This is a genomic window from Lysinibacillus sp. EB106-09-02-XG168 (genome assembly GCF_058791475.1).
Window position 1 is genome coordinate 3,548,424 of the sequence record NZ_JBYTDN010000003.1, and the last position, 17,831, is coordinate 3,566,254.

Annotated in this window: 14 protein-coding genes; 4 read left to right on the top strand and 10 right to left on the bottom strand. The window is 33.3% G+C overall.

From position 1 onward, the window contains the following. Positions 1–8 precede the first annotated feature (8 nt). Positions 9–356 (bottom strand): Na-translocating system protein MpsC family protein, encoded by a 348-nt coding sequence (locus AC3WSO_RS18140; RefSeq protein ID WP_323651379.1) that lies wholly within the window; start codon positions 354–356, stop codon positions 9–11. Positions 357–973: 617 nt separating this feature from the next. Between AC3WSO_RS18140 and fdhF the strand changes: the two genes are divergently transcribed. From fdhF to AC3WSO_RS18155, 3 genes are read left to right on the top strand one after another with little or no spacing between them, the layout of a single operon-like run. Continuing rightward, positions 974–3,907, top strand: a complete 2,934-nt coding sequence (fdhF, locus tag AC3WSO_RS18145; RefSeq protein WP_492532758.1) for a formate dehydrogenase subunit alpha — start codon at positions 974–976, stop codon at positions 3,905–3,907. 4 nt (positions 3,908–3,911) lie between these two features. Further along, positions 3,912–4,388, top strand: a complete 477-nt coding sequence (locus AC3WSO_RS18150) for a helical membrane plugin domain-containing protein (protein WP_197144782.1) — start codon at positions 3,912–3,914, stop codon at positions 4,386–4,388. Between the two features lie 12 nt (positions 4,389–4,400). Then, a complete protein-coding gene (locus AC3WSO_RS18155; protein WP_492532760.1) occupies positions 4,401–5,447 on the top strand; it encodes an Mrp/NBP35 family ATP-binding protein in 1,047 nt (348 codons plus the stop codon). Positions 5,448–5,642: 195 nt separating this feature from the next. Here AC3WSO_RS18155 and AC3WSO_RS18160 read toward each other — a convergent pair whose 3' ends face one another. The 3 genes from AC3WSO_RS18160 to AC3WSO_RS18170 all read right to left on the bottom strand — a co-directional run bounded on the left by AC3WSO_RS18160 (position 5,643) and on the right by AC3WSO_RS18170 (position 8,100). Beyond that, entirely contained in the window at positions 5,643–5,930 is a 288-nt protein-coding gene (locus tag AC3WSO_RS18160) for a hypothetical protein (RefSeq protein WP_049667586.1), read from the bottom strand. A gap of 162 nt (positions 5,931–6,092) precedes the next feature. Further along, entirely contained in the window at positions 6,093–7,451 is a 1,359-nt protein-coding gene (locus tag AC3WSO_RS18165; RefSeq protein ID WP_492532762.1) for a lytic polysaccharide monooxygenase, read from the bottom strand. Between the two features lie 448 nt (positions 7,452–7,899). After that, on the bottom strand, positions 7,900–8,100 hold the full coding sequence (locus AC3WSO_RS18170; protein ID WP_492532764.1) for a hypothetical protein: 201 nt from the start codon (positions 8,098–8,100) through the stop codon (positions 7,900–7,902). A gap of 573 nt (positions 8,101–8,673) precedes the next feature. On the opposite strand from AC3WSO_RS18170, the gene AC3WSO_RS18175 reads away from it, so the two are divergent. Beyond that, a complete protein-coding gene (locus AC3WSO_RS18175) occupies positions 8,674–8,829 on the top strand; it encodes a hypothetical protein (protein ID WP_492532766.1) in 156 nt (51 codons plus the stop codon). Positions 8,830–9,039: 210 nt separating this feature from the next. Here AC3WSO_RS18175 and AC3WSO_RS18180 read toward each other — a convergent pair whose 3' ends face one another. The 6 genes from AC3WSO_RS18180 to AC3WSO_RS18205 form a co-directional block, all read right to left on the bottom strand. After that, positions 9,040–9,813, bottom strand: a complete 774-nt coding sequence (locus AC3WSO_RS18180) for a hypothetical protein (RefSeq protein WP_492532768.1) — start codon at positions 9,811–9,813, stop codon at positions 9,040–9,042. 422 nt (positions 9,814–10,235) lie between these two features. Beyond that, positions 10,236–11,000 (bottom strand): hypothetical protein, encoded by a 765-nt coding sequence (locus AC3WSO_RS18185; protein WP_492532770.1) that lies wholly within the window; start codon positions 10,998–11,000, stop codon positions 10,236–10,238. Between the two features lie 1,152 nt (positions 11,001–12,152). Continuing rightward, positions 12,153–13,148, bottom strand: a complete 996-nt coding sequence (locus tag AC3WSO_RS18190) for an HNH endonuclease family protein (protein ID WP_492532772.1) — start codon at positions 13,146–13,148, stop codon at positions 12,153–12,155. Further along, positions 13,129–14,463 (bottom strand): AAA family ATPase, encoded by a 1,335-nt coding sequence (locus AC3WSO_RS18195; protein WP_492532773.1) that lies wholly within the window; start codon positions 14,461–14,463, stop codon positions 13,129–13,131. Before AC3WSO_RS18195 ends, AC3WSO_RS18190 begins: the two co-directional genes overlap by 20 nt. A gap of 112 nt (positions 14,464–14,575) precedes the next feature. Continuing rightward, positions 14,576–15,658: a YecA family protein gene (locus AC3WSO_RS18200; RefSeq protein WP_492532774.1), complete on the bottom strand. Its 1,083-nt coding sequence runs from the start codon at positions 15,656–15,658 to the stop codon at positions 14,576–14,578. A gap of 1,516 nt (positions 15,659–17,174) precedes the next feature. Then, a complete protein-coding gene (locus AC3WSO_RS18205; RefSeq protein WP_492532775.1) occupies positions 17,175–17,633 on the bottom strand; it encodes a helix-turn-helix domain-containing protein in 459 nt (152 codons plus the stop codon). Between the last annotated feature and the right edge of the window lie 198 nt (positions 17,634–17,831).

Genomic DNA, 17,831 nt, shown 5'->3' on the forward strand with positions numbered 1-17,831 from the left:
CATCCCCTTTATTCACTAATATTATTTTCAAAAACAAATACGGAAATAGCAAAATCTTCTTCAATTTTGATATCTGAAAATAAATGGAGTAACTTAGTGCCCATCAATTCTTCCATGCCTTCTGGAGGTGATTTAGTATACAAATCTTGAATCATCCTAGTACGTGCAGCATGGACCATTTTTAATCCTTCAGGTGTACTCGCAATAAATTTTTCTGTCGGTGTGATATTACCATATAAAGTTGACACAGCCATGTTCTCGACGAAAACCGTATGAATACGCTCCGGTCCTTTTCCAAATATATCTTTGCGTAGTTTTCGAATAATGTCGTTGAATTCATGCACTTTTTTTGACATTTTAACGATTCTCCCAACGTAATTAATCTTTTTATCCTATGTTCTTGGGGGTCACCCTTATAGTTTGTTAATAATATAGCAACTTAAATAAAAATTAAAGAGAAAATATTCAATGATAATTATTCTCAATCAATAATTTTTATTATAATTATTGTCCATTTTAGCTGAAAAGGCTATAATAAGTGATATTATGTATGGAATGAAAGTATTTTGATTCTTATGTCATGGTTTTATACAAATAGGTTTGAACTTTTGGCATGGTGGTTTTAATATTTATATTCTATAGTTATATTGAATAAAAAATAAAAGTAGATTGAATTTTTAGCAAGGCCTGTTAAGAATTTTATCCACCATGACTAATCAGCATGTTTTATACGTGCCTTTTCATGGTGGATTTTTTTATTTTTCAGCAATATCAACATTGACAACTCGTAATACATGTTCCTATATCTAGTTTAGTGTAGAAAATGGATAAATCGGAAAATGACATTATTACAAGACCATTTTTTAATGAACAAGACATTCAACATAAAAAAACTCGTAGTCCTATTCTCGATTTATCCCCAGTATTAACCTGTTGCCAAAAAAGTCTCAACGAACAAAAGGAGGAAATCACTTTGACTAAAATTAACATTAATGGCCAATCGTATGATGTAGCAGAGGGAGCTACAATACTTGATACCATTAATCAAAATGGCATCGCCCACCCACAAATTTGTCATGTACCATCTGTTGACCCTATCAAAACTTGTGATACATGTATCGTTGAAGTAAACGGACAGTTAGTTCGCTCTTGTTCAACAAAAGCTATAGACGGCATGGATATCCAACTTACTTCTGATAAAGCGAAAGCTGCACAAACAGAAGCGATGGATCGTCTACTAGAAAACCATCTGCTGTATTGTACAGTTTGTGATAATAACAACGGCAATTGTACATTACATAACACAGCAGAATTAATGGAAATTGAACATCAAAAATATCCTTATCAACCAAAAGTTGAACCTCACGAAGTAGACATGTCGCACCCATTTTATCGATATGATCCAAACCAATGTATCGCATGTGGACAATGTGTAGAGGTTTGTCAAAACTTACAAGTTAACGAAACATTATCTCTTGACTGGGAAGCCGAAAGACCAAAAGTAGTTTGGGATGAAGGCGTTGCCATTAACGATTCTTCATGTGTAGGCTGTGGACAATGTGTTACCGTTTGTCCATGTAACGCATTAATGGAAAAATCAATGCTTGGTGAAGCTGGTTTTATGACTGGACTTAAGCAAGAAACATTAGATCCGATGATTAGTTTAATTAAAGAAGTCGAGCCTGGCTATAGTGGTATCTTTGCTGTTTCTGAAGTCGAAGCTGCTATGCGTAGTAAACGTACGAAGAAAACAAAAACAGTTTGTACTTTCTGTGGAGTAGGTTGTTCGTTCGAAGTGTGGACAAAAGACCGCAAAATTTTAAAAGTACAACCTTCTGAAGGTCCTGTAAATGCTATTTCTACTTGTGTAAAAGGAAAATTCGGTTGGGACTTCATCAACTCTGAAGAACGAATTACTAAACCATTAATTCGTAAAAATGATGCATTTGTTGAATCTTCATGGGATGAAGCTCTTGACTTAATTGCTACTAAACTAGGTGGCATTCAAAAAGAACACGGTTCTGGTTCTGTCGGCTTTATTTCTTCTTCAAAAATTACAAACGAAGAAAACTACTTAATTCAAAAAATGGCACGTCAATTATTCGAAACAAACGACGTTGATAACTGCTCACGCTATTGTCAATCTCCAGCTACAGATGGCCTACTACGCACAGTTGGTATAGGTGGCGACGCTGGAACGATCAAAGATATCGCAAAAGCTGGCCTCGTTATTATCGTAGGGGCAAACCCTGCAGAAGGTCACCCTGTTTTAGCTACTCGTGTAAAACGTGCCCATAAGTTACACGGTCAAAAATTAATTGTTGCCGACGTTCGTAAACATGAAATGGCTGAGCGTTCTGATATTTTCATGCGCCCAAAACAAGGAACAGACCAAGTATGGTTAATGGCCGTTACAAAATATATGATCGATCAAGGTTGGCATGATGAAGCCTTCATTAAAGAGAACGTGCACTTCTTTGATGATTTTAAAGATGTACTTGAAACATACACACTAGAATATGCAGAAAAAGAAACGGGCATTTCAAAAGAAACGTTGATAAATGTTGCTGAAATGATTCGTGATGCTGACGGTACATGTGTACTTTGGGGTATGGGTGTTACACAAAATACAGGTGGCTCATATACATCAGCTGCAATTTCTAACCTACTTCTAGCTACTGGTAACTATCGTCGTCCAGGTGCAGGTGCCTACCCACTTCGTGGTCACAACAATGTTCAAGGTGCTTGTGATATGGGTACACTCCCAAATCTATTACCAGGTAATCAAAAAGTAATAGACGACGAAGCACGTAAGAAATTTGAAGAAGCATATGGTGTAAAAATCAAACCTGAACCAGGCCGTACGAATATGGCAATGTTGGATGCTATCATGGAAGGTAAAATGAAAGCAATGTATTTAGTTGGGGAAGATATGGCACTTGTAGATTGCGATGCTAACCATGTAGATAAAGTACTTTCACAATTAGACTTCTTTGTTGTACAAGATTGCTTCCTTTCACGTACAGCACAATATGCGGATGTTATTTTACCAGCAGCACCTTCTCTTGAAAAAGAAGGTACTTTCACGAATACAGAGCGTCGTGTACAACGACTATATCAAGTATTACCAACACTTGGTGAATCAAAAGCCGATTGGGAAATCCTTCAATTAGTAGCACGTCGCCTAGGTGCTGACTGGAATTACAGTCACCCAAGTGAAATCTTTGCTGAAATGGCTAGTCTTGCTCCATTCTTCTCGCAAGCGAACTATGATGTATTAGAAAATTGGGGTAGCTTCTGTTGGGGTAGCCATGATGGTAAAGACACACCTTTACTATATGAAGATGGTTTTAACTTCCCTGACAAAAAAGCTCGCTTTGCTTTAAATGATTGGATCAGACCGGTTGAATATGAAGCGCAATATGACTGTCATATTAACAATGGCCGTATGCTTGAACACTTCCATGAAGGTAATATGACAAATAAATCAAAAGGTATTCAATCGAAAGTACCTGAAATTTTTGTTGAAGTATCACCAGAACTAGCAAAAGAACGTGGCATTGAAGATGGAGCTCTTCTTCGTTTAGTGTCTCCTCAAGGCGCATTAAAATTAAATGCCCTAGTAACAGATCGCGTACAAGGAAATGAACTTTTCTTACCTATGAACTCTGTTAGCAAAGATTCAGCGATTAATTTCTTAACGGGCCCAGCTGGAGACATCAATACATCGACACCGGCGTATAAACAAACAAAAGTACGCGTTGAAGTATTGAAACAAAAAGGAAAATCACCACTTCCTAGAACAAATCCGCGTTATAAAAAACGTCATCCACAAAATGGTGTTGAGGTACAACGTAAATGGAATCGTCCTGGCTACGTTCATTTAACAACTAACGAAAGGGAGTGAGTTCATGGCAGCACCAATTACGACAATTCAAAAAGCGCAAAAGACTGAAGAACAATTAAAGGAAGAAAAGTTAGAGAATTTAAAGCAACTTCTTTCTGAGAATGAAGAAATGGTTAACCAGGTCTTTACGATCATGGCAGAACTAAATGATATCGGAGCACTAGAAGCAGCTACGAAACTACTAGAAGCAAAAGAAGAGGTTACCCATATTGCTCTTGGTCAATTAACTCGTAAGCCTGTGACAAACATCATCAACAACTTAATGGGTGTTGCGGGAGCATTAACCGAGCTGAACCCAGAAACAACAACAAAGCTGATTGAAGGCTTAAATACTGGCTTAGATGAAGCGAACAAAGCTGTTGAATCTGATGAAAAAGTTAGTGCCTTTAAGCTGTTCAAAATGCTAAACGATCCAGATGTTAATCGTGCTGTAAATTTTGGCGCTCACTTCTTAAAAGGGCTTGGCAAAGGCCTAAAATAGGAGGATGGTTATATGCTAACGAACGAGCACATTTTAAAAACTTTGCAGAAAGTTGATGACCCAGAACTTCATAAAAGCATCGTTGACTTGAATATGGTACGCAATATTCAAGTCAATGGTACGCATATCTCACTAGATATTATATTGACTATTCAAGGTTGTCCTTTAAAAGCAAAAATCCAACAAGATGTTGAAGAAGCGTTGAAAGAGATTGGTGCATCAAAAATCTCCATTACATTTGGTTCTATGACTGATGAAGAACGTCGTAGTTTAACAGCTTCTTTAAAATCAGAAAAAGTTACGGATAAAGGAATGCCTACAATGCTTCTACCCGATTCTGGTGTCAAATTTATTGCAATTACTAGTGGTAAAGGGGGCGTCGGTAAGTCTACTGTGACGATTAACTTAGCAGTAGCCCTTGCCCGTCTTGGCAAACGTGTTGGTATTTTAGATGCAGACATCTATGGATTTAGTATTCCAGCTATGATGAAGATCCATCAAAAGCCAACAATGCTTGACCAAACAGCTATTCCAGTAATAAGCCATGGTGTAAAAATCATGTCGATGGGTTTTTTCACAAACGAAAACCAACCTGTCATGTGGCGTGGTCCAATGCTCAACAAATGGATTCGCAATTTCCTTGTTAATACACATTGGGATGAATTAGATTATCTCCTCATCGATTTACCACCTGGTACAGGAGATGTAGCCATTGACATGGCAGCGATGATTCCACAAGCACAGGAAATCATTGTCACAACACCACATCTTGCAGCTTCTCATGTTGCTTCTCGTGCAGGTCTGATGGCTCAACATACGAAACACACGATTCTTGGTGTTGTTGAAAACATGGCTTACTTTGAACATTCGAATGGAGAAAAGAATTATCTATTCGGTCAAGGTGGCGCCGAGAAACTAGCAGATGAACTTCAAACAAGTATCATTGCTCAAGTTCCATTTGCACAACCTGAGGAAAATACAGGTTCTTCTGTTTACGACGAAGACTCTATTATCGGTGAAGTATTTACCCACCTTGCAGAAGATTTGATGTATCAATAAAGTGAAATTTTCATCAGTAGGCGTTTTCTTCATCCCCTACTGATGATTAGTCTTCACCAAGCATGCTTCTACAGGCAGTTAATCTTCCGCCTAAGAGCATGATAAAACATAAAAATCCTTGTCTCGCTTTTAACACGAGACAAGGATTTTTTAATGGAGCCATGTTCAAATTTGAAATACTCCCTATTATTTAGTTCAATAGCCAGCCTTCTTTAAAACCTGCATAAAATAAAAACGGTACGTATTTTTAACGAAAGAATCTAAAGGCAGCCCAACATTTAATTGATACTTAGTAAAAATAAAATAAAAACGCTTATCCCATTTTAACCGTAATAATTCCCCAGCATCTTCACCATATTTCTCCGTAAATTCCTCAATTAAAGGCTCAATCATATAGTAGCAATAGTCTTTTAAGTTTGCGAGAGCCTCTATATCTTTCTCCTTTTGAAAACGTGTAATCCAATCTACTAATTGTTCATTCATTTTAAAATCCATCTTTCTATCATGAGTTTCTTCCTATTATATTATACCTCTTTTTATAAGTTTTCTCTTCCCTCGTTTCTTTGACATTTGGATTGTTAAAATCTATAACTAAATTTGAAAAAAGCCTTGCATAAGCAAGGCTTTTTATTAGGACTTTACTTTTTATTTAACTTCTTTCCATAAAGACAATGCGAAAATCCAATTCGGATCTCCATATCCTTGATAGCTTTGAACCGCTTCATATACTTTACCTTGGTGCTCAACTTTATCACCTTTTGTATACGCCTTAAATGAACTCCATTGCTCATAAGACGCCCCTTGTTCTTTTGTAGTCACAGTTAAAACGGAACTTTTAATAGATTCATTTCCAGCGGCATCAACAGCAGTGACTGCATACTTATAAGATGTATTATCTTGTAAATTCATATCCATAAATGATGTAGTTTTAGATGTTCCAACTGCAGTCATTTGCCCAACTGGTGTTTCTCGATAGATAACATAATGGTCAACTTCTACATTATCCTCTGATGCACTCCACATTAAATCTACACTTGATGATGTTACCGCCATCGTATGTAGTGTAGTTGGTTGCGTTGGTGCTTCCGTATCTGGAGTTGCTTTCATTGTCTCTACAACTGTAGACTCACTCACTTTAGAAACATTTCCAGCGGCATCCACGGCCTTTATTGCATATGTATATTTTGTTTCTGCTTTCAAATTTTTATCTGTGAATGTAGTTCCCACCACATTTCCAACTACTTTACCATCACGTAATACTTGATATTCTTTTACACCCACATTGTCTGTAGAAGGATTCCATTTTAGCTCAGCGCTGTTAGAAGTAACTTTCGTTGCTTGTAATCCAGTTGCTTGAGATGGAGCTTCTTTATCTATATCCACATTATTCACCAAATTAACATCAATGACACTATAGAAAGCATTTGTAGTATCAGCTACATCCCAAACAGCTAAAATAACGTGGTAGCCACTACGGTCCGTTGGTACGTTAATTGTATGCGTTAAATTATTTGATGCAGCAGAACCATTATGTTCAACAGTTCCAATTGGCTCAAGATCAGCACGAGTTAATGGCTTATTAGGATCCCATCCCTTTTTTGTAATGTAATAGTGCCATTTACTTGTTAAATGTGGTGCAGTGTACTTCCATGTAAAGGTATTTGTTCCCCCTGTAATTGTATTCTTAAACCAGCGATTTGCAGTTTGCTGATCGAGTATGCCACCAAACTTACCCCCTGCAGAAGCAATTTTCCCATCAAGTGGTCCACTTTGTGGAAACCCTTTTGGTGCCTCTAGACTTTGTGGCTCATACATTACACTTCCGCAACTCAAGTTAAGTGCGCCATAATTTTGGCTACATAAAGCGGAGCGGCTAGCTGGTTTCTCAACAAACCCATGGGCAGATGCATTTGGTGCCATTGTAACCCCCATGATTCCAGCTGCTAGCACGGCAGCAGTTATCCCTTTTGTACTCTTACTTAATTTTGTGAATTTAATGTTCATATAACTAATCTCCTTGTTTTGAAATTGTGTTTCTATTGGTATGATAGCTATGAACTTATTAATAAGCAAACTATGAATAAACATGATAAAAGGTGCATTAGCTGAGTATGTTTTCTCTTAAAATATATAGACAAATAGTACTAAATATAATAAATAACTTATCATTTTGTTATATTCCATTTAAAATTGCTATAAATTTTAGTAAAATGTTCATAAAGTGTTCAAGTTAAATTTGTCATTTTTACGATTTTAACAAATAAATATAAAATAAAAAACAGCTCTTGCTTCCTAGGCATGAGCTATTTTCACAAGAAGTACTTTCAATTCCAAACTGACTCTTTTGCTTCTTTACTATCTATCTAAAATATATATAAACTATTAGTAATGAGATTAGCAATGATTAATTCTTATTTTTTACCTATCCGAACGTGGAAAACTACGCCTTATTCTAATTAGCGAGCCCTTTATTATATTCAATCCACTTTTCCATTTCTCTCTCCACGGCTCGATTTTGCCATTCAAACCAAATACCAGAACATTCACTACAATGGCTGTCTACCCCACTTTTATTATGCGTATCTTTACGTGTAAATACAGTTTTTTTACGACAGCTGTAGCAGTAAACTTCTTTCTCTTTATCAAATTGCATACCTATCAACTCCAACATTTTTACACCTATTTCTTTCCGTTTTTTATATAAATTATTCTAATTTTACAAAAGAATCGTTGCTGAAAGAAATCCAAAATGCTATATGAATTTAAAAACTCTTTCTGTACCTCGTACATACATTACTTAACAGAGTTAAAAAATAACCAACCAAACAGCAGTTAAGCGAAATACATTTTCTTCGATAGCGTAGACTTCGGATTAACAACGATCGAGTACTAGCTTTCCTTACGCTAAATATTCCGTTTAAATCCGCATTACTTATAAACCATCTTTTTTTAGACCACGCAAAAAAACCTCCTAACGTTTAGTTAGAAGGCGTTTCAATTTCGGCAGTTAGACCTCTTCACTGACTGCTATCTAACTACGCAAGAAGGTTGATTTCGCGCGGTTTATATCGCAATTATAACGTCTCAGGAGGACATACTAAAACATTGATATATCAACGGTTTATGACTATAATATTTACCTTTTGTTTACCTCGCTTTTTAGACCACTCATAAACAAAGTATATTTTATTAGTTAAGTTAAATAATATCTTTAGGAGGTGTCGAAATGAAAAGGGATAAAAAAGATACAGAATTTGCAACAGACGAGTCAACAAAACAATCAAATATTAAAAAACCTAATGAGCGTGATGAACATACTGAATCCACTCGCCCACCTGGAGACGTTAGAAATGCGAAAAAAAGTAAATCAACTTCGTTATAACTAAGGCTGCTATTTAGTGTTTTATTTTTTTGACCACCCATTCTGAACTGCTCCCAATTGTTAGATTGTGCGTCTAACAATTGGGGAGCAGTTCATCACGGAGTGGTCTTTATATAGTTTATTCAGCTAATTTAATCAACTAATATTGCATATCAACAAGCCATATAAAATAGCCCCTAATTAAGAGGGCATTATATAATTCCTTATATATCACTTATCTTCAACTGGCTTCAATAGATTTGCTGGAATAAAACCAAAATTCGCATCTCCTACCATCAAATAACCATTGATCTCAATTCCTGGTGAATAAAAGACTGTTCCCTTCAACTTTTTTCCATGGTATTTTGTTATCATCGGACCACTGTATAGTTCTGTATCTTCTGTTAATATATACGAGCCTTTATTTCTTATTATCTTTTCAAAAATTCGAATATCAGTGCTATCAAGAATACCAGGAGTAATTACATCCTCTCCTTCAATATCTCCAGCACAAAGATGGTAATTTAATTTGCCCTTCCCAATAGAAACTACAAATATTTTTGGTCTGCAAGCATCTTCTCGTTTTCCAACTGTTAAAAGTTCACCATAGTCAAGGTTATACACTCCTTCAAATTTCAAGCCCTGATGATTAATATTGACATAAGCTGGATTGTTATAGAAAGATGCACGAATATCGATCGGTACTTCTTTAAAAACTACCAAATCCGTTGCTTGTACCCGATATTGCCCCATCTGGTAGAATGTTTTGCCATCATATTTTTCAATATCATACGTTCTAAAGAAGTTATTTCGCTTTACCACTAAAGAATCAAATGTGCCATTGAGATTTTTCTTGTACACTTTGATATCTTTTTTAAAGGTCATTTTTCCTGTTTGCCCTTTTACTACTTCAGCCCCATCATACATCACTTTTGCTTCTGATTTTGTTGGATTAACTACTGCTAATACTAAGGCTGCTAGTAACACAATAAAAAATTTCTTCATTATTATCCCCCTACTCAGTTTTATCTTAAAAAACATAATATCTTAGTATTATATACCAGAAATATACTATTCTACCAATTAATGTTAAAAAACCTACAAAAGTATAGTGTTTTTCTATAACATTATTTCTCCGATCTACCATTCTACCCAATACTATATGGTCTATTACTAATTGATTGTGGAAGGCTATCACGTTCATTTAACCAATTATAAAAAAGCACTGGACGCTCTCTGTGTGATTTGTCCTCCACAGAAAAATTAACTAATACAAATTTAAAGAACACCTCACGGAGTGGTCTTTATATATATTTTATTCAGCTAAGCCCAAGACATCGATAAACATCCTATCCACATGTCAACCAACCATAAAAAACAGCCCCCTATCAAATAAATAAGAGGGCATAAATATAATTTCTAATCTATTACTTATCTTTAACTGGCTTTAGTGAATTCATTGGAAGATAAACAGCATTATCAAGTCTTCCTTCTAAGTCTTCGGTCACATATATATAACCATTAATTTCATGATAATACACTGAAAAAACAGTACTTCCCTTTTTCATAATTCTTTCAGCTTTAGATTCTTTTAATGGAACGCCTTTCCCCTCTGCATCTCTTGTTAGTTCATAACGTACACCTCTTTCTCTCGATATTGTCTCAGCGATTTTAAGGTCTGTACCAAGATACTCATAACAAAATTCCTCACTACCATCACCACTGTCGCAATACTTCAGTAGTTGTCCATTATTTGTATCCTTGAAATAAATACCCCAAGATCCTTCTAGTTTGAAGTGATATCCGTAAGTTGGGATTGGGGTATTACTATTACGATTAATAAAAATATAAGTTGGATTGTTATAGAAAGATGAACGAATTTCTATTGGTACTTCTTTAAAAACTACCAAATCCGTTGCTTGTACCCGATATTGCCCCATCTGGTAGAATATTTTGCCATCATATTTTTCAATATCATACGTTCTAAAGAAGTTATTTCGCTTAACCACTAAAGATTCAAACGTACCATCTGGATTTTTCTTGTACACCTTGATGTCTTTTTTAAAGGTCATTTTTCCGGTTTGCCCTTTTACTACTTCAGCCCCATCATACATCACTTTTGCTTCTGATTTTGTTGGATTAACTACTGCAAATACAAATGCTGCTAGTAACACAATAAATAATTTTTTCATCATTCTCCTCCCACTCAGTTTTATTTTAAAGAACATATTATCTTTGTATTATATACCTGAAATCTTATATTCTACCAACAAATTTTAAAAATACAACAAAAGTAGAGTGTTTTTCCATATCATTATCTCATCCATCTACCATTCTACCCGGTTCTCTAAATTATATGGTCTACTACCTATTGATTATGGAAGGCTATCACGCTCATTCTGCCATTTATTAATTCGGATTACGCTGATTAGGTTAAATCTCAGTAAATGTAGTTTATAGCCTTTGTTCCCCTAAAGTGTTCATATTTATCACCTCTTTTTAGAACGGTAGGCCATCCTGATTAACCTCAATCGGCTCTTTACTATTTGCAAACGGATCTTCATCCACCCTTGTATAACTTGGCTGGTTGTTATTACCGTAATTCTACCCTTGTGAACTACCTTGATGCTGTCGACCTGTAATTTGTACTAGATTCGTAGTTTGAAGTATTTTGTGAGCCTCCTGTGCAAAAAAACGCCATCGAAATAAAGCCAAATAACTATACGAAACAGAAAATTTTACACCTAAATTTCGTTTATAAATATTCCTATACACATCTACTATTTCCAGTGAATTGAGGATAGATCCAATCACACTATTTATCTAAAATTTAATTTGGGCACCTCTAGGGCACCAATTAGTGAATTATACATTCATGCATAAAAATAAAAAGCCTTACAACCGTTGTGGCTGTAAGGCTTTAGTTAGCGTCCCAGGAGGGATTCGAACCCCCGACCGACGGCTTAGAAGGCCGTTGCTCTATCCTGCTTTTAATTCAGGCTTTATAGGGTGCGAAGGCAATTTTTCAAATTGTTAGGGATTCGTTCTTTTTACGAACTTAGACCGTATTCATCTTCAATATCATATTATCATTATTTTTTCTTATTTTAAAGGCACTTTTTAATCGCACTTTTACGCTTTTCAAATATTTCTTCCATTATTCATTCTGACATACCTTCCTAATCTCGCTTTCGAATTTATCCTTACGTCAACTAATATTTTATCTAATTTTTCGATAGTCAATTCTGTATTTTCACCACAATTTTAATCACATTATTTCTCATTTAAATTGACAAACTACAATTCTACTCTTTAAGAAATTTAATTATCTAATGAAAGGGTTTTTAACATTGTCTATACTGTGGATATTTTTTTATTAAATTATTTAAAGCTACAATTAGATTTTCATCCTTTGCTTTTAATCTTAAATATGACTCAAGCACATCCATATCTATTGTTCCACCTTTTGAACATATATCAAATAATGTATTAGCTTTTTTATCAAGACTATTGAAAACTGATTGAGTTTGGTATCTATTATTTAATTTTAGCAGTTTAAGATAATTTCTATGTCTGTCGCTACCTTTGTTAATCAATGATATTTTTCTATTAGTAAAATCCATGTCGAATTCTATATAATTCTGTATTTCTTCAGAATAAGGCATACTTATAGGATGAGTTGGAGCAGTATCTCCTTTACCTTCATGTGCTTTGTTACAAGCTATACAAGAGGATATTAAATTATATGGATTCATACATATTAGTGGGTACTTTGATTTCGGAAAAAAATGCTCAATGTTATTATTAGAATTAGTCACCACTGTATCTATGTCACAGTATGGACAAACAGATAAATTATTTTCTTTTTTGAAGTTTTCATGAAAAGAGGTACGATTATATTCAGATAAATTTAAACCACTCCAAATATTTTGGTCAACAAAAAATTTATTATAATAAAAATCTACAAAAATCCGCTTAATTTCATCTGGGACATTTTGCTGTACGATTGCATAATCCTGTGATTCGATTTGATTGTTTTGAATGATAAATATTTCAATAATACTTTTTATTGTATTTTTATCATTATTATTCAATAAATCAAAAATAACTTCACTAAATTTCACGTTTTTTAATTGAACATTCATTATATAATTAATTAATACTTTAGATTCTTGAGTTAATAATCCAAAGTTAAAGGTACCTTTCCAAAAATCATTCTTACTGCTTAAATTCATTTGTTTTCCTGACAGCTCTAATATGATTTTAAATATCTTAATAATTATTTTGAGTTTGAAAGAATTTAAAAAAATAAAATTTTGATTATTGGTCACTTTCCACATCGTTTTTCCTCAACATTTCATTATATACTTTAAATTTTATATAGGATTCACCTAAGTACTCAAAAATCTCTTCTAACTCTTCTTTCGTACTCTTTGAAACTTTCTCATATAAAACTTCTTCTACATAATTAGTCTTTTTAGTATTATCAAAAAATATATTATTAATTTCCGCCTCATTTGCTAAAAAGGTTTTAACATCTGGATTCAAATTCTTAAATTCCCCTTCTTTTACCTCTATTATATTTTCAGGAAACAGTGTATTAATGAAAGAATAATCATGTGTTGATATTAAAAAATGAACATTATATTTCTTGAAAAAGTGATGAAACATAGAAATGATTTGTTTTGTCCAGGATGGATTTAAATGTAACTCTGGTTCTTCAATAATAACAATAGAGTTATCTTCGATTTCAGATAGAATAGATAGGATACGAACTAAAAACATTTTTTCTCCTGAACTCATATTACTTAAGTTAACTTGTGTACCATTTTTAATAAAGCTTAAATCATTTAAATAAAGTTCTCCCTTAGAATGTTTAGAAATTATCAATTCTCTATTTAATTCTGTAACTTTTATCCAACCTTCATCATCCAGATAATCGAATTCCGAAAGACTTTCATCATAGTTTAATTCAAATATACGAACTTTATTTTCAAATGTTAAATTTAGCAGTTCAAAAAACTCATTTACCGACTTACTATCCTCTTTATACATTTCAATAATTTTACTTATTCCATTTGACAAAGAATTAAAATTATAATGATTCAAACCATACAATTTAGCTATATCAAATACTTTCACTCGCTCTTCTCCTACATAACTTGCAGGTCTTTCAGAAGGGTATTCACCATGAAAAGAAAACACACTGCCAATTATTTTTGTAGGCAAGAATTTTCGTATTTCCTTATATGTAATTATTGGGGAATAATTATTTTTAGGTGGGTTTACTCCACTCATTTTTTTAGGGTTATTTTCAAGTAATAACGACCTTCTAATAACATCTTTTATCGTTATGTAGATTTCATCGTCGTATTTCTCTAATAAAACTCTATATTCTATTTTATTTAAAAATAGGTCATATCGTAATACAAAATCTGCAAAGATTCTACTGTGAAACCTCTCTAAATTATGAAATATATTAATTATAAAACTTAATAATGTAGTCTTTCCCTGTCCATTTTCTCCAACCAAAATAGTATAATTATTATTAAAATAGTCCTTATAATAAGGTGGATAACCACCTTCTGGAACTAAAAAGATAAGTTTCTCTTTTATTATCTTATAATCCCAAATTTTTATAAATTTTAGTTCCATTTCTATCTTCCTTTAGGCTTTTATTTAAAAACTTGACAGAATAAAACACCCTACTAAAAGTTATATTTAAGTTTTCCTTACATTTTACTTTTTCTTCAGTAAAGAATCCTTATTACAATTCAAACAGGTCGTATATAGGAGACTCTAACCTATTCCAAGTAAAACCCAACATTTCTCCGAAATCTGCCATACCCCATAGTAAGGTTCCAAATTCATTTTTCTTATATTCTTCCCATTGCTCCCATGCTTCAGGATTAATAACAATATTTTCACTAATCATAGGAAGTAAATTATTAATATAATTTTTTCTTTCTTGCTCAGTTAACTGATTCAACTGTTCGTGATAGCTCGAAAATAATATATCATTTTCTTTGAGCCAAGAAATTATACAATATGTTTTATCTTCTTCTGGAAATACCATAATAAACATATGTTTCATTGCTTCATGCATATCCAATAGATTTTGAAGTATTCTTCCGTTGAGGTCCTCAGTTAGAACCTCAAAACCTGTTCCCGCAAATTTAACAGGCTGTTCAAACTCCCAAACTATGCTTGTTAAAATATCATAATTTTTGTTGAATATGGCTTTATCAAATTGTTCTTTCACTGGCTCAAAATCATTAATTGCCATATTGAAACCTATATAAGGATTTTCATCTATTGGCAAATTTAATAATGAAGGTTTTTTTGTATAAGTTATTTGACCCATTTTATTTACTTCTTGTTTTCTGTGGTACTCAACAGCAAAGCATCGATAAGTATATAAAAAGATATGTTCAGAACTTTTATTAAATAAATTATCCTCTATAGGCTGAAATAATACTTTATCATGATGTCCACAAAAACCCGTAAATACAGTTGCTTCTTTTCTTCCATATTGAGTAACGATAGCTAAAGGATTATTTCCCTTTGGCCTTGGCATATACACTATTCCGTTACTGGAAATCTTATTTAATATTTTATTGTTCTGTATTGAATGGGCTTTAATTATTTTCTCAGAGCATTCATTTTTATCTGGATGTAAACACTGTTTTATTTGAGAATCTCTTCTTAATTTATTGTAATTCTCAAAAAAATTAGCTGGATTTAAAAACTCTTTATCATCTGCTTTGTTAAGATTTTCAATACAACATTTTTTAAATTTTTTACCACTTCCGCAAGGGCATAGATTATTTCTACCTATTTTTACTCCCATTTTTAAATTTGTTACCTCCTACTATTTATCTTTTTTGCAAATTATATTTTTAACTTTATAGATATAATTCAAATAAAACAGCTATTAATAATCGATTGGAAAATAAATTTCTATTATTTTATCTTCATTAAGTGTAAGGGATTGAAAATATAAAAAAACAGCACTAATAAAAAATTAGAAACTGTTTTTAAACTTATTACATAAAACCCATAAGATATTACATCAACACAATCCCTTATCAATTATAATAACATTTGGAATTAATTGTTTACCACTATAAATATTATTCATAATTTATTTGAAATTCTGGCCATAGGGGTTTTGCTATGCACGAACCCCAAAAGCTCCGCAGTCTATATTTTACCAAACTTTTAATTAAACTGAAAGCAAGGCAGAGACATTGCAATAAATCATTCTTGCAAATCTTGTTGAAATTAAACGAAATAATTCTTCCTTTGATTCTCATGACAGGATTGTAACGAACTCCTGTAAGCCCATATTGAACAAGCACAATGCTATTAGTCCCTTTCATAATTAAATAGAAGGAAAACCCCGTCCACTAATTTATTTCCGCTGGCGTAAATTCTTCATACATCTTATAATTTATCGCTTGAGCTTCTTTCTTAGGAATTAACTTAAAGTCATAATTCCCTCCTCCAAGTTTTTAAAATTTAAAATTTCGTATTGGTATTACAGAAGTGTTTCTCATTCCCTGCTCCTACCTTTACATAATTCCATATCAGTTTTGAAAAGCATTATCACAAACCATGTATACTTGACTTGATAATAACAGATACCTCCTCCTGTGTTATATACAGCCATGTTGTAACCTATACCATTTTCATTATTTAGCGAAAAAAATATGAACCTTGTCATACTTTTTCTGCATTTACCCCAAAGAATTATGGAATAAGCATGATAAAATAAGAACTTTTATGAAATTATTTCGCAGATGTTAAGAATAGTTATGTAACAAACATTTTTGAATCCACATTATTAATGTAGTCTGACTATTAAATGAAACCAAATAAACTCTTAAACGTAAATTTATTTAAGAAAAATTATAATGGTCAGTAACTATTTCAGGAAAAAGGGATGAGTCATATGAAGAAATGGTGGCAAAGGAAGAAAAACAAAACGAGAAAAAGTAAGAAGAGTGATAAAAATTATACCTTTTTAGATTTCATTCTTGATGTACTATCCTGTATACCAGAATTAATTTTCTTACCCTTCAGATTAATCTTCTGGTTACTTAGAGGCATAGGCAGATTCATTGGAGGCGTATTTGATTTTGTATAAGATTAAATACATGCCCCTATTGAAATAAGGTACTGGTAACCCCCATGCTTTGTTCCTGTTTAACTACATACGATATTAAGAGTATGTTCAGTACTGAGATTTTGGAACACCCTTTGAAATATGTTATTCAGACGGAAATTTTGGAGCACCCTTTGAAATAAAAATAAAGAGAACTAATAAAAAATCATAGTTCTCTTTTCTAACTTTTGTTCATGTATTACTTTAGTGCCTTAAGAAAAACATCTACTTTACTGATTATTTTAATTGTATCTACATGTTTGCTATGCCCTTTCCATTCGCTATCCAGTAATGTTTGTATAAGTGCTAACAAACTCTCTCTTGCCTCCATTGTTGGCAGTTTTCCTCTAATTAGATATTCGTTATATACCAACATCTCTTGAATACTCTTTGCTGGTAGGTCTCCCTCAAATGGGTCGATATCAACTAAATCTGTTATCTGCACGCCAAGTGCTTGAGCGAGGTTCTTGATAATTGGATACGAAGGGGCACGCCTAATGCCCTTTTCAAGTTTGTTGATATAGCCTGCATCCATTTTCGCCAGTTCGCCTAATTGCTTATAAGTGAGATTTCGGACTTGCCGATAGTGCTTGAGACGCTGAGAAAATGTCCTTGAAATCTCTCGGTTTCCTTTTACAGTCGTAGTATTTTCATTCATATACAGTACCCCCTGTTTAATTTATCTAATCCACAATCGCTTTAGACTTTCCAATAATGATGATTTCTAAAAAATAGAATCCTTTGTCATTAGAAACTTGCTATATTATAGATTTGGTTTGCAAATTTATTCGATAATATCAGTGAGGAAAAGTAAGTTGAAGCATAAAAACCTTTCACATAAACCGTGGATGCATAT

Coding starts and splice junctions, on each gene's coding strand:
- AC3WSO_RS18140 (WP_323651379.1), bottom strand. CDS start 356: ATGTCAAAAAAAGTGCATGAATTCAACGACATTATTCGAAAACTACGC.
- AC3WSO_RS18150 (WP_197144782.1), top strand. CDS start 3,912: ATGGCAGCACCAATTACGACAATTCAAAAAGCGCAAAAGACTGAAGAA.
- AC3WSO_RS18155 (WP_492532760.1), top strand. CDS start 4,401: ATGCTAACGAACGAGCACATTTTAAAAACTTTGCAGAAAGTTGATGAC.
- AC3WSO_RS18160 (WP_049667586.1), bottom strand. CDS start 5,930: ATGAATGAACAATTAGTAGATTGGATTACACGTTTTCAAAAGGAGAAA.
- AC3WSO_RS18165 (WP_492532762.1), bottom strand. CDS start 7,451: ATGAACATTAAATTCACAAAATTAAGTAAGAGTACAAAAGGGATAACT.
- AC3WSO_RS18170 (WP_492532764.1), bottom strand. CDS start 8,100: ATGCAATTTGATAAAGAGAAAGAAGTTTACTGCTACAGCTGTCGTAAA.
- AC3WSO_RS18175 (WP_492532766.1), top strand. CDS start 8,674: ATGAAAAGGGATAAAAAAGATACAGAATTTGCAACAGACGAGTCAACA.
- AC3WSO_RS18180 (WP_492532768.1), bottom strand. CDS start 9,813: ATGAAGAAATTTTTTATTGTGTTACTAGCAGCCTTAGTATTAGCAGTA.
- AC3WSO_RS18185 (WP_492532770.1), bottom strand. CDS start 11,000: ATGAAAAAATTATTTATTGTGTTACTAGCAGCATTTGTATTTGCAGTA.
- AC3WSO_RS18190 (WP_492532772.1), bottom strand. CDS start 13,148: ATGTGGAAAGTGACCAATAATCAAAATTTTATTTTTTTAAATTCTTTC.
- AC3WSO_RS18195 (WP_492532773.1), bottom strand. CDS start 14,463: ATGGAACTAAAATTTATAAAAATTTGGGATTATAAGATAATAAAAGAG.
- AC3WSO_RS18200 (WP_492532774.1), bottom strand. CDS start 15,658: ATGGGAGTAAAAATAGGTAGAAATAATCTATGCCCTTGCGGAAGTGGT.
- AC3WSO_RS18205 (WP_492532775.1), bottom strand. CDS start 17,633: ATGAATGAAAATACTACGACTGTAAAAGGAAACCGAGAGATTTCAAGG.